The sequence below is a fragment of the Croceivirga sp. ABH4_376 genome (genome assembly GCF_056160685.1).
On record NZ_JBSWXQ010000012.1, the window covers coordinates 1 to 12,963 of the forward strand.

The 12,963-nt window shown below is 35.9% G+C and carries 12 protein-coding genes and 1 tRNA gene; 8 read left to right on the forward strand and 5 right to left on the reverse strand.

The window, feature by feature from the left end; translation table 11 throughout:
* Positions 1 to 670: 670 nt before the first annotated feature.
* From ACXAGS_RS15390 to ACXAGS_RS15400, 3 genes are all read left to right on the forward strand, one after another.
* On the forward strand, positions 671 to 1,105 hold the full coding sequence (locus tag ACXAGS_RS15390) for a hypothetical protein (RefSeq protein WP_474908005.1): 435 nt from the start codon (positions 671 to 673) through the stop codon (positions 1,103 to 1,105).
* 97 nt (positions 1,106 to 1,202) lie between these two features.
* Positions 1,203 to 1,583, forward strand: coding sequence for a VOC family protein (locus ACXAGS_RS15395; RefSeq protein WP_474908006.1), 381 nt, complete (start codon positions 1,203 to 1,205; stop codon positions 1,581 to 1,583).
* Between the two features lie 204 nt (positions 1,584 to 1,787).
* Complete coding sequence (locus tag ACXAGS_RS15400; RefSeq protein ID WP_474908007.1) at positions 1,788 to 3,737, forward strand: GNAT family N-acetyltransferase; 1,950 nt, start codon at positions 1,788 to 1,790, stop codon at positions 3,735 to 3,737.
* A gap of 288 nt (positions 3,738 to 4,025) precedes the next feature.
* Here the strand turns inward: ACXAGS_RS15400 and ACXAGS_RS15405 are convergent, their stop codons facing one another.
* Together ACXAGS_RS15405 and ACXAGS_RS15410 are read right to left on the reverse strand one after the other, a co-directional pair.
* The gene (locus tag ACXAGS_RS15405) at positions 4,026 to 4,496 is read right to left on the reverse strand and encodes a hypothetical protein (RefSeq protein WP_474908008.1); all 471 of its coding nucleotides are present in this window, start codon (positions 4,494 to 4,496) and stop codon (positions 4,026 to 4,028) included.
* A gap of 319 nt (positions 4,497 to 4,815) precedes the next feature.
* Entirely contained in the window at positions 4,816 to 5,286 is a 471-nt protein-coding gene (locus tag ACXAGS_RS15410) for an Hsp20/alpha crystallin family protein (RefSeq protein WP_474908009.1), read from the reverse strand.
* A gap of 328 nt (positions 5,287 to 5,614) precedes the next feature.
* Here ACXAGS_RS15410 and ACXAGS_RS15415 point away from each other — a divergent pair, with 328 nt between their 5' ends.
* Positions 5,615 to 5,797 carry a hypothetical protein gene (locus ACXAGS_RS15415; RefSeq protein ID WP_474908010.1) on the forward strand — a complete coding sequence of 61 codons (183 nt, stop codon included), beginning with the start codon at positions 5,615 to 5,617 and terminating at the stop codon, positions 5,795 to 5,797.
* A gap of 43 nt (positions 5,798 to 5,840) precedes the next feature.
* Here the strand turns inward: ACXAGS_RS15415 and ACXAGS_RS15420 are convergent.
* A tRNA-Arg gene (locus ACXAGS_RS15420) sits at positions 5,841 to 5,914 on the reverse strand.
* A 177-nt stretch (positions 5,915 to 6,091) separates the two neighbouring features.
* Between ACXAGS_RS15420 and ACXAGS_RS15425 the strand changes: the two genes are divergently transcribed.
* Complete coding sequence (locus tag ACXAGS_RS15425; RefSeq protein WP_474908012.1) at positions 6,092 to 6,316, forward strand: hypothetical protein; 225 nt, start codon at positions 6,092 to 6,094, stop codon at positions 6,314 to 6,316.
* Here the strand turns inward: ACXAGS_RS15425 and ACXAGS_RS15430 are convergent.
* A complete protein-coding gene (locus tag ACXAGS_RS15430) occupies positions 6,313 to 7,221 on the reverse strand; it encodes a universal stress protein (RefSeq protein WP_474908013.1) in 909 nt (302 codons plus the stop codon). The genes ACXAGS_RS15425 and ACXAGS_RS15430 overlap by 4 nt on opposite strands.
* An 83-nt stretch (positions 7,222 to 7,304) precedes the next feature.
* Entirely contained in the window at positions 7,305 to 7,994 is a 690-nt protein-coding gene (locus ACXAGS_RS15435; RefSeq protein WP_474908015.1) for a Crp/Fnr family transcriptional regulator, read from the reverse strand.
* A 127-nt stretch (positions 7,995 to 8,121) separates the two neighbouring features.
* Here ACXAGS_RS15435 and ACXAGS_RS15440 point away from each other — a divergent pair, with 127 nt between their 5' ends.
* The 3 genes from ACXAGS_RS15440 (at position 8,122) to ccoN (ending at position 12,954) form a co-directional block, all read left to right on the forward strand.
* Positions 8,122 to 10,488: a heavy metal translocating P-type ATPase gene (locus tag ACXAGS_RS15440; RefSeq protein WP_474908016.1), complete on the forward strand. Its 2,367-nt coding sequence runs from the start codon at positions 8,122 to 8,124 to the stop codon at positions 10,486 to 10,488.
* Positions 10,489 to 10,558: 70 nt separating this feature from the next.
* Positions 10,559 to 10,753: a cbb3-type cytochrome oxidase assembly protein CcoS gene (ccoS, locus tag ACXAGS_RS15445; protein WP_474908017.1), complete on the forward strand. Its 195-nt coding sequence runs from the start codon at positions 10,559 to 10,561 to the stop codon at positions 10,751 to 10,753.
* Positions 10,754 to 10,755: 2 nt separating this feature from the next.
* Positions 10,756 to 12,954 carry a cytochrome-c oxidase, cbb3-type subunit I gene (gene ccoN / locus ACXAGS_RS15450; protein WP_474908019.1) on the forward strand — a complete coding sequence of 733 codons (2,199 nt, stop codon included), beginning with the start codon at positions 10,756 to 10,758 and terminating at the stop codon, positions 12,952 to 12,954.
* Positions 12,955 to 12,963: the final 9 nt, after the last annotated feature.

Here is a 12,963-nt window from a genome sequence, read left to right on the forward strand (position 1 = left end):
GGAATCGATAGTTCCTATGGCTATATTGACCTTATTCCTCTCTTTTGTTCTTTCTTATTATTACATCAATTTAAAAAGAATCAAACTTAAGTTGGCTATAATTCATTGTGGCGGATTTCCTAAACGGAAATCCTTACTTTTAAGCTAAGGTTAGATTTCGGGCGGAATGTTCACTGCGTGAAATTCCACAACGAAATCATAGCCGAACCGTTGTGCGTCATTTAAGTGAACCTGAAATAACAAAAACCAATTATAAATATGGAAACTGGAGAAAAGAAAAAACCAGCTCATAAAAAACCTTCATTTTATATAGGAATTATTGTTGGTATAATCCTTTTTAAATTGATTGATGTCTTATACAACATGTTTAAGGATGGAGTTTAAGTAAAGTTTAAAATAAAATCATTTGTCATATAGTCCATTAAAAAGCAAATGGACTTTTGAGTATGTTTATGTTGATGTACTACTATCTGGTTAGGAAAAGTAAACTCTCACTCTTGAACGATAAAACGACCGCACAACAACGCCTATAGCCCATTGCTTCCCAAGGGTAGTCTTTATTTCCTATCTTAGGTTTTTATAAATCATTCCTGGTCTGGTCTGGGCTTTTGAAGCAACGGGCCATAGCCAGGGCCGTTGTGTGTAATTTGACAAAACCGAAACGAAACTAATGAACGAAATAAGTTTACCATATCATTTAATAATTCCAAGTCTGATTTCAATTTTGACTTTGGGAATAATATTTCTGAAAAGAAAAAAGTCATTTGTGAGTGGAAAATGGAAATGGTTTTGGATAAGCACAACTGTGTTTTTCGGAATTTATCTTCTCATTGTTGGAGGAGCGACTTATTCTGATATTACATTGGAACTGGCTCTAAAAAAATTTGATTTAAATGGAGACGGATTTTTTAACGGAGAGGAAATCACGTCAGAACAAAAAGAAGCGATGCAAAAAGTAATTTCGGATACAGGACGGAATTTCTCATTTATAACCGGACTGATATTTTCTGGAATTATATCATTGTTTGTTTTTATTGGCGGAAAAATTGTTGAATATATAAGTGTGAAAAGGATAAAAACTACCTACAACAAAGAACTGAGGTAAAACCGCCAAATCCCCACAATCAACTTAAGTCTTATTATAAATCAAAAATTAAGGTATATCGGCTTATAGTTCTAACATATTAGACACATAGTTAATTATGAACCTAAACCAAATAACCGTACCCTCTTTAGATGTCGCAAAAGCCATTCCCTTTTATGAAAAACTAGGTTTAACCGTAATTGTAGAAGCATTGCCCCATTATGCACGATTCCTATGCCCAATTGGAAATGCCACTTTTTCTATCCATTTAGTTGAAGAGCTACCAAACGGTAATGGGGTTTACGTATATTTTGAATGTGAGCATCTAGATCAACACGTTAAAAACTGTAAACAACAAGGCATTAATTTTGAGCAAGAACCAATAGACCAGAAGTGGCTATGGAGGGAAGCTCGCCTTAAGGATTTAGACGGAAATCAACTCATACTTTTCCACGCAGGTGAAAATAGAATTAATCCACCTTGGCGAATTAACAAATAAACTTTTTTCATTTCCTATCACTTTTCCACTTCACTGTCCACAACAAATTTTAGCCTCATTTTACCCTATAAATTTCACTATAATTTTATGAAAAGAATTCAATTTTGTGTGTGCTAAAACTGTATCATTGCAGAAAATTTTAAAAGTGTTTTAAGCCAAAAGATTATATGTTAAAACACTAATTATCAACATGCAAAAGATTAAATGAACATACAATTTAGAAAGGCTACAGTAGAAGATTTAGACTTTCTACTTCAACTAGAAACAGCGGCCTTTCCTATCTATCAACAAACAACTAAAAATAGTATAAAGAAAAGCTTATCCAGCCCCTTTCAAGAGGTAATTATAGCAGAGGCTTACAACAACAAAGTTGGAGCCGCTACCCTATTTAAATACAAGCATATGCTTCGTATTTATTCTATAGGTGTAGCTAAAGAACACCAAAATAGCGGTATTGGTAGCGAGCTTTTAGCCTTTATAAAAACCTTTGCTAGTACCCATAATTTTCAAAGCATAACCTTAGAAGCTAGTGCAGATAATACCAAACTACTAAACTGGTATTACCAAAAAGGTTTTAAAAAAATAAAAACACTTAAGGCATACTATAAAAACAGTATAGATGCCATAAAAATGGGGTTACCTACTGGCCATACTATCAAGGAAAAAGAAAACAAAAACCTTATAATCATAGACCAACCCTATGCTTGGAAAGCTATGGATATTAAAGCTACGGTAGTTTCTGTTAAAGATTATATTAATAACCCAACTTACCAGAACAACGCTAGTTATCGCGTTTTTAACCTCTGTAGTTCTTACAAATATCAGAGTTACGGATACTACGTTTCTTTATTGGCTTCGGCTCGCGGGCAGCGTGCCATACCAAGCACTTCTACTATTAAAGATGTGCAAATTGCCAACGTGGTACAATCACTTTCATATGAACTTAATGATCAAATTAATCGCACCCTTCAAAAAGAGACAGAACCTAATTTACAGTTGGATATTTATTTTGGGCAAACCCCATTAATACAATATGAAAGTCTAGCGGCAAATCTATACCAGGTTTTTGAGGTTCCCTTGTTTACGGTAAACTTTGTTAAAAGTGACAAGTGGATCATTAAAAATATAAAAGCATTGAGTTTTAAGGGTTTTAAGGATAGCCAATTGGATTTTATGTATAGCGCTGCCCAAAAACATTTCAATAAAAAAAGGTATAATCTACCAAAACTGAACAATTATAGTTATGACCTTGCCATACTAATTAACCCTTACGAAGAAAATCCGCCCTCTAATAAAGAAGCGTTGGACAAGTTTCAAAAAATAGCCAATAAAAAAGGGGTTTACGTAGAATTCATTAGTAAAGCCGATACTAATAAAATAAATGAGTTTGATGGGTTGTTTATTCGTGAAACCACCAACGTAAACCATTACACTTATGAATTGGCTAGATTGGCCTTTGCCGAAGGCTTAGTGGTTATGGACGACCCCTGGTCTATTCTTAGGTGTTCCAATAAAATTTACCAGCACGAATTGTTTAAAAGGAACAAGATTAGAACACCCAATACAGAGGCATTGACCAAGAACATGTTTAATGATAAGGTGCTAGAGACCATTAACTACCCTGCCGTATTAAAACAACCAGATAGTGCCTTTTCTTTGGGCGTAAAGAAGGTAAACAATAAAATTGAAGCCAAAGAAGAGTTAAAAGCTTTGTTCAAAAAAACAGATATGGTAATTGCCCAAGAATTCTTGTATTCAGAGTTTGATTGGCGTATTGGTATATTGGACAACAAAGCCATTTTTGCCTGCAAATATTACATGACCAAAAATCATTGGCAGATTTATAATTGGAATAGTGAAGATGCCGATAAATCTGGAAATCATGAAACCCTTCCCATAGACCAAGTTCCAGAACAAGTAGTTAATACGGCACTTAAGGCAGCATCCTTAATTGGGGACGGACTTTATGGGGTTGATTTAAAATTTGTAGATGGTAAGGTTTACGTTATTGAGGTTAACGATAATCCTAACATTGATTTTGGTGTAGAAGACCAGGTATTGGGAGACCAATTGTACCATTTAATACTAGATACTTTTATTGCACGTATAGAAGTCTTAAAAAACATAAGGCATATAAACTTGACAAAAAGTTAATGTGTTAAGACTATATTGATGAATTTAATGCAGGTACTACCGAATTATATCGTAACATTAAAAACAAGCTCTATAGTATAAAACCCTATAGAGCCCAAAAGTTTTTAAAAGTTAGTCCTGAAGCAGGATTTATTAAAACGTTCTATGAAGGATTCAATTTGTTCTTTTTTTTATCGAATAAATTTTTGATAGAATCCCATTTATGCAGAAAAAGTTGTGCTATAATATGAACTAATAGCAAACCTACAACGGTGGTCACCACCAGTGAAATTGCAAACTTACCCATAGTTAAAAATTTAAAGTACTATCCCTATGTATATTTAAACCGTATTTCTTAAAGAAATTCCTATGCTTATCCCTTAGCTGTTCATGAAGATTATCTAATTGCATAAATTCCTTACCAAACTCACTTTCAAAGAAATCGTCATTGAAAAAATGAGAGATAAAAAGCGAATCTTTTTTGTTTAAGAATTCATCCCCATCTCTTGGTATTCCATGAAATTGTTTATAAAAACGATGCTGTAACTGTTGTAGTAAACTATCCTTATTATCTTTAGTAATCTCAGGAGAAGATGCCCAAGTATACACACTATCATAACTAATTAAGTTACCATAGTCATCATATTCCTTAGAAACACTCCAATTACCGGTATCATTTTTAGAATCCTGTGATGGTTGTTCGGCTTTTCCCGTTTCTTGTCCGTTACAACTTTGTAAAAACAGCCAACTTATCAAACTTAAATAGTTCCAAATTCTCATTTGTAAAATGTTTTTAGTTATCTAATTAACTTTTGCTTTTTTACGATATACCTTTCTTAGCCTATTTTGATGAAAGGTATACACCCTTCTTTCCCCTTTATCGTAAGCTACACAGCGTACATAAGAATTTCTAAGAGGACTTCCAATTATGGGTAATCTTTGGTCTACATAGTCCAATACTCCATTTCTTTTGCATTAATTTTTTCTTTTTGAATTACCCTTTCTTCGGGTCTAAATTTTCTAAGCATTATCAAAAACTAAAATTTAAAATGGAGGAGTCTACACTCCTCCATCTTCAATTAATAGGGAAAAGATTAAGTTAGGATATTGCTATGGTCTTTGCGGGCTTTTGTTTTGCCTCTTCTTTTTTAGGTAAATGTATTTTTAAGATTCCCGCTTCATAAGTTGCATTGATATTTTCCTCTTCAATTGTCTCGGGTAAAGAAAAACTACGTTTAAAAGCAGCGTAACCAAACTCCCTACGTGCATAGTTTGTCTGTTCATTTTGCTCTTCTTGGTTCATTTCTGTTGCAATAGAAAGAACTTGGTTATCCAAATCAATCTGGAAATCGGTTTTTTGTAACCCAGGTACAGCCATTTCTACCCAATACGCATCTGCAGTTTCTTTAATATTTACCTTTGGCAAGGTCATACCAGAATTAAAATTAGAGGCAAACACATTAGGTAAATCAGCGTTAAAAAAACTGTCAATCCAATTGGACCAGCTTGGGAAGTCTAGACCTGTTTTTGCTAAACTTCCATTTTTTGGAAAAGAAACTAAATTGCTCATAATGAAAAAATTTAAGTTTAACATTCAATTTATATGTATGCCCTTTATGGCTTAGATGGATAAACAAATAAAATACCACACCAATTTAAAAAGCTTTAAAACCCTCTTTTTTTAATATTTTTTTTACGATTTTCTGTCAAAATTTCAGCGACTTATAGACGGGTAAGGAAAAACTAGTCTTGACAGTTTTTATTGAATTAGACAAATTGTCATATTCTAATGGGTTAGTCTAAGAAATATTAGTATTTAACCTATTATATTGAAGATTTGGAATATTTATTGTAACCGTTTAAACATACTTTTTTTGATAACTTAAAATTGATTTGGCATGAGTAAACCACCTATTTCAGTGAAGCTAATTAAAAAAAGAGGGGATGAATATGACATTAAGTTTCCTAACTTGAAAATTCCTGTAACCGTTAACCATACCCTATATCAAAAAATGTTGCATAGCAATGAATATGAATTTTATGACCAACCAGTAAAGGTGTCAACAAGTAATAGTGCTTAAGTGTAAACAAAAAAACCACGCCTGTTAGCGTGGTTTTTTTAAGTGATCGCGGAAGGATTCGAACCTTCGACCGTCTGCTTAGAAGGCAGATGCTCTATCCAGCTGAGCTACGCGACCTACGGTTGCTCTATATTAGAGCGGTGCAAATTTACTATTTATAATTTTTTTTACAAGGATTATTTAAAAAACAATTTCATTTAATTCCATTCCATTTAAAAATCAAACAGTTAGGAATTAAAAATTATTTAAACAAATTAAATTATTACCCTATAAAATTGTAGCTTCAGCATAAAAATGAAAAATTTAGCTCTACCTTTAGTATCCATTACTACCTTATTACTAGTTACCATAACCATTATGTCTAGTATGAACTTGCCTTTCAATTGGATTTTTTACCTAACCGTTTTAGGCCAAGCATTTGTAATAGTCATGGTTTATTCCGTTTTAAAGGAAGATTACCAAACTCCACATACCTTTAAAGATGGTTATAATGATAACCCTTTAGACCAAAAACTTTAAGAGGCCGTTGATGTTGCTATAGCTTCGGAAGGGCTTGTTTCTAACGTTTTTGCGATCATTCCTAATTCCGGTATTACCAATAATGGAATTTGCGTATGAAAAGCGGTTCGTTTTACTATAGGCTCTCGCGTCATTTTCTCCATATAACTATGCTGGTAATTTAACATAGCTAAAAGGTGTATTTGTAATTCTTCTGAAAAAACTTCCAAGGTTTGCGAAACAGAATTTAGTTCAGAAACCGTATGTACATAATGTTCTACATCTACAAAATAACGCCTAAGCATATTTAAATTAAACTGCTGCAGTTCAGACAGGGCTTTTATCTCGTACTGTACATGTACTATACGTATGGTTGCCTTAAACATCTTGGCCATATCTATTAGCGGCATTAACTCGGACAAGGCGTAGAATCGTGTAAAATCTGTTGCAAATGCTATTTCAGATGGTCTAATAAAATCAAAATTTTGAGGTACTACCAACACGGGGCACCTTTTGGTGTTTTTAATAATGCGTACGGTATTGCTGCCCATAAACACCTCTTCTACCCCAGAAGCTCCTTTGGTTCCGGTTACAATTAAATTAATATCAAAAGTTTCTACGGCATCTTTAACCGCATCTACCAATAAACTAAAAGAAGAAATTGTTTCTATGTAGTGGTTGGCATTATTATAACGTTCTTTAATTCGCTTCTCTGTATCGGCCAATCCGGTCTCTGACCGTTGTTGTACGCTATTTACCATACCTGCGCCATCCATTGGTGCCATAAACCTATTGGTAGTTATTGCGGGTGTGTAGGTATTTAAGAGGTAAAACGTTACGGTTTCTTCCTTAAATAGTTGCATGGCAAAAGAAATAGCATTCCACGCATTATCAGAAAAATCAGTTGGGATCAGTACACTTTTCATTCCATCAACATTTTAGATGGTATAAAATTAAGTGTACCACTTAGGGCAAACTATGACAAATGTCAGTTTTAAAATTTATCGCATTAAAAACCTTCAGACAAGTCCACTAATTTTTGTTCGTTTTCCACACGGACACGCTTACCCTTGGTTGCTATCAACTCCTTTTTCTTAAATTCAGAAATAATACGAATGGCAGATTCCGTAGCCGTACCTACCACATTGGCCATATCTTCTCGCGAGAGGTTTAGTCTTAAATAGCCTTCTTCGTCTTCGCCAAAATTATTTTTTAAATAAAGAAAAGCTGCGGCTATACGTTGTTTTACGGTTTTTTGAGACATGTTCACGATTACATCGTCTGCCTCCTTTAAATCATGAGCCATATGACGTAATACCTCTAGGGTAAAGTTTGGATTTTTGTTCAAGGTATCCGTAATACTCGTTTTAGGTATAAAACAAATCTCCATATCGCTCACCGCAGTGGCAGATAAATTGGTATGTTCTTCTGCAATTACGGAACGTTGCCCCAATACTTCCCCCTTGGCTGCCAATTTCACAATTTGGTCCTTTCCATTTTCACTAAGTTTGCTCAATTTGGTTACACCGCTACGTACACAGTATACCCCATTCAACTTTTCACCTTCGTTGAACAATGGTTCGCCCTTTTTTACTTTTTTAGTGATTTTAGAATCGGAAACCTGTTTCAATTCTTCCTTGCTCATGGCCCGTAACGAATTGAACTGACGTATAATACAACTTTCGCATCTGCTTTCCATACCAATGGATTTTTTAAAATTACCTGACATGGTAAAGTTAAACAAAACACAAAGACCAAAACCTGATATATATCATTTTTTAAGGAGGAACATTTCTAGAAGTTTGCCTTAGGTAAGAGCAAATTTTATGGAAACTACAAATTGTTATCACTGTGGTGACCCCTGTGAGAAAGAACATCTCGTCTTTGACGATAAAAATTTCTGTTGTAATGGTTGTAAAACGGTTTACGAGATTTTTAGCACTAACAACTTAGCTTATTACTATGAGCTACAAGAAAGTGCTGGGGCAACACCAAAGGCCACTGCTAATAAGTTCAATTTTCTGGACAATGAAGAGATTGCCAACAAGCTTTTAGAATTTAACGAAGAAGGCGTGCAGGTGGCAGAATTCTTAATTCCGCACATCCATTGTAGTTCTTGTATTTGGGTTCTGGAAAACCTCAACAAGCTAAACCCAGGTATAACATCTGCCCAAGTAGATTTCCCTAAAAAGAAGGTGAGGATAACGTTCAAAAATAAGCTAATCACTTTAAAAGAACTTGTCTTACTATTAGCAAAAATTGGTTATGAACCTAGTATTTCTTTAGAAGATTATCAGAAAAAAAACAATCAGAAAGACCATTCCCTATTATACAAATTAGGGTTGGCCGGCTTTGCCTTCGGTAACGTTATGTTACTCTCCTTTCCAGAATATTTTGAGGTAGAAGAATTTTGGTTAGAACAATACAAACATACGTTTAGATGGCTCATGTTCGCCTTTTCCATTCCTGTGGTATTCTATGCGGCCAAAGACTATTTTATAAGTGCCTACAAAGGCTTGAGCTCTAAATTATTAAATATAGACGTACCCATTGCACTGGGTATACTGGTGCTCTTTTTAAGAAGTACGGTAGACATTATAATGGATTGGGGCTCTGGTTTTTTTGATAGTTTAACCGGGTTGGTTTTCTTTTTACTGCTAGGAAGATATTTTCAACAAAAAACATATGCCTATCTATCGTTTGAACGCGATTACAAATCTTATTTTCCTATTGCCGTAACCCGTTTAACGGCTAACGGAAATGAAGAAGATATAGAAATTCACCAAGTAATAAAAGGGGATCGTTTACTTATAAGAAATGAGGAAATACTCCCTGTAGATGCTATTTTAATAAACGGTAAGGCCCAAATAGACTACAGCTTTGTTACGGGAGAGTCCGAAGCGGTTCTTAAGCAAAGTGGCGACCGTTTATTTGCCGGTGGTAAACAAATTGGAACGGTTATAGAAATAGAAGCCACAAAATCCGTTTCTCAAAGCTATTTAACCCAACTTTGGAGTAATGCTGTTTTCAGTAAAAACAAGTCAAGTAATTTTCAAACACTTACGGATGCTATTGGCAAACGCTTTACCCTAGCCGTTTTAACCATCGCCATTCTTTCCACCTCCTATTGGTTATGGCAAGACCCCACAAAGGCACTAAATGTGTTTACGGCCGTATTAATTATTGCCTGCCCATGTGCCATAGCGCTTGCAGCACCATTTACCTTGGGCAACCTTATTCGGATTTTTGGTAAAAAAGGATTCTATCTCAAGGATACCAACACCATAGAACGCTTGGCCAAAATAGATACACTTGTTTTTGATAAAACGGGTACGCTTACCACCCATAAAGAAACAGCTATAACTTACCATGGCATGCCATTAGACGAAGAAGAAGCTGCCCTATTAAAAAACACCTTAAGAGGTTCTAATCACCCTTTGAGCCGATCGCTATATGATTTATTAGCTACTTATGATATAAATACCCTGGATTCTTTTAGGGAAGATACGGGCAAAGGCGTAACGGCAACCTATAAAAACAACACTATAAAGTTGGGATCTGCCAGTTATACAGACGGTACTAATGGCAATATTTCAGAAACCGCGGTCCATATTAATTACAATGCAAAGCATAAAGGCAAATACATCTTTAAAAATGCCTACAGAAAAGGTATAGAAAAACTTTTTACCGCATTGCATACCAAATACAAGTTGGTGATACTTTCTGGGGATAATGATGGTGAACGGGAAAAGTTAGAGAAAAGGTTTCCCTTTAAAATCCCCATGTTCTTTAACCAAAAACCGCAGGACAAATTACGGTACATAGAACAGTGCCAAAAAAGTGCCAACGTCTTAATGATTGGCGATGGTCTAAACGATGCTGGGGCATTGGCACAAAGTGATGTGGGTATTGCCGTTTCTGATGACATTAATGTTTTTTCGCCCGCTTGTGATGCCATTTTAAGCGCAGAAAAGTTGAACGACCTACCATCTTTTCTAGTGCTTTCTAAAAAAAGCATACAAATCATCAAATTGAGTTTTATACTATCACTTTGTTATAACCTAATTGGTCTTTCTTTTGCGGTTACTGGGCGTTTAGAGCCCGTTATTGCTGCGATTTTAATGCCGTTGAGCTCTATAAGCATTGTAGTTTTCACCACAATAGCCACCAATTTTATAAGTAGAAAATTATGATACGGAAAGCTGACATTTATCATTTTTTACCCTTTAACTCCAACGTAGTTTTACCAAATATTAAATAGGTATGAGTGTCATTTATATGTTATTGACCATAAGCATTTGTGTAGCCGTGGTATTCTTTTTTGTGTTTGTCCTTTCTGTAAAAAGTGGACAATACGATGATGCCTATACACCCTCTGTTCGTATGCTTTTTGAAGACGAACTGGTTAAATCCAAAGAAAATAAAACAACCAAAGAAAAAGTAGAATTGAATAAGTAATTATGGAAGTACAACAGTTTCATTACGATAACAAAATCGTTCAGAAATTCCTATATGCCACCATGTTATGGGGCGTGGTAGGTATGGCAGTAGGGTTATTATTGGCCTTTATGTTTTTGTTTCCCAACCTAACAGATGGCATATCTTGGTTAAGTTTTGGTCGTTTAAGGCCTTTGCACACCAATGCAGTTATCTTTGCTTTTGTAGGGAACGCAATTTTTGCGGGGGTTTATTACTCCTTACAACGTTTACTTAAAGCAAGGATGTTTAGTGATGCTTTGAGTAACATTAACTTTTGGGGTTGGCAATTGATTATAGTTGCTGCCGCAATAACATTACCACTAGGATATACAACTTCTAAAGAATATGCGGAATTAGAATGGCCAATAGATTTAGCCATAGCCGTAGTTTGGGTTGTTTTTGGTTGGAATATGATCGGTACCATTTTAAAAAGAAGACAACGCCACTTATACGTTGCCATCTGGTTTTATCTGGCCACTTTTGTAACGGTTGCGGTATTACACATATTTAATAGTTTAGAATTACCGGTATCCGCATTAAAAAGTTATTCGGTTTATGCAGGTGTACAAGATGCATTGGTACAGTGGTGGTACGGCCATAATGCCGTAGCCTTTTTCTTGACTACGCCTTTCTTAGGTTTAATGTATTACTTTGTTCCTAAGGCAGCAAACAGACCGGTGTACTCCTATCGTTTATCCATTGTTCACTTTTGGTCGTTAATCTTTATCTATATCTGGGCAGGGCCCCACCACCTTTTATACTCTTCTTTACCAGACTGGGCACAGAATCTAGGTGTGGTATTCTCCGTAATGCTTATTGCACCATCTTGGGGTGGTATGATCAATGGTTTGTTAACCCTACGTGGGGTTTGGGACAAAGTAAGGAGCGATGCCACCTTAAAATTTATGGTGGTAGCCATTACCGGTTATGGTATGGCAACGTTTGAAGGCCCCATGCTATCCCTTAAAAATGTAAACGCTATAGCACACTTTAGCGATTGGATTATTGCCCACGTACACGTTGGGGCACTGGCTTGGAACGGCTTTTTGACCTTTGGTATGATCTACTGGTTAGTTCCCAAAATGTTCAAAACCAACCTACACTCTAAGGGCTTGGCCAACTTCCATTTTTGGATTGGTACGCTAGGTATTATCCTATACGCACTACCTATGTACGTGGCAGGGTTTACACAAGCCTTAATGTGGAAAGATTTTAATCCTGATGGTACCTTGGTTTACGGTAACTTCTTAGAAACCGTTACCCAGATAATTCCCATGTATTGGATGCGCGCCATAGGTGGCTCGCTATACATCATTGGTGCTTTTGTTATGTTATACAACGTAATTGTAACCATACGTAAAGGCAGCAAAATAGAAGATGAATTGGCAGAAGCGCCGGCATTGGCCAAAGTTTCTAAAAGACGTGTGGCTGGCGAAACCTTCCATACCTGGTTAGAGCGTAAACCTATACAGTTAACTATTTTGGCAACCATAGCTATTCTAATTGGTGGTATCATCCAAATTGTACCTACCATTTTGGTAAAATCTAACATACCTACCATAACCAGTGTAAAACCGTATACGCCTTTAGAGTTAGCGGGTAGGGATTTATACATAAGAGAAGGTTGTGTGGGTTGCCACTCTCAAATGATCAGACCGTTTAGAAGTGAGGTAGAACGTTATGGTGAATATGCCAAGGCTGGAGAATTCGTGTACGACCATCCCTTCTTATGGGGTAGTAAACGTACCGGACCAGACCTGTTACGTGTTGGTGGTAAATATTCAGACAACTGGCACCTAAACCATATGTACGATCCACAAAGTACTTCTTCTGGTTCTATAATGCCGGCCTATCAGTGGTTGGTTACCAACGAGCACGATAGAAGCGATGTAGAAGCCAAAATGGCCGCCATGGTAAAGCTTGGCGTACCCTATACAGATGAGGACATTAACAACGCCCAGACGGCAATGGCCGCACAGGCCGCGCAAATAGAAAAAAACCTATATGCGGATCCCGAGTTTGTTAAAACCTATGAAGCAGATAAAAAATATGCGGCAGAAAATGGGTTGCCGTTTGTAGAAATGAAAGACCGTGAAATTGTTTCGCTAATTGCCTATCTGCAACGCTTGGGCACGGATATTAAGATTAAGGAAACCGGCGAAGTATTGTCTCAAAATTAATTAAACACT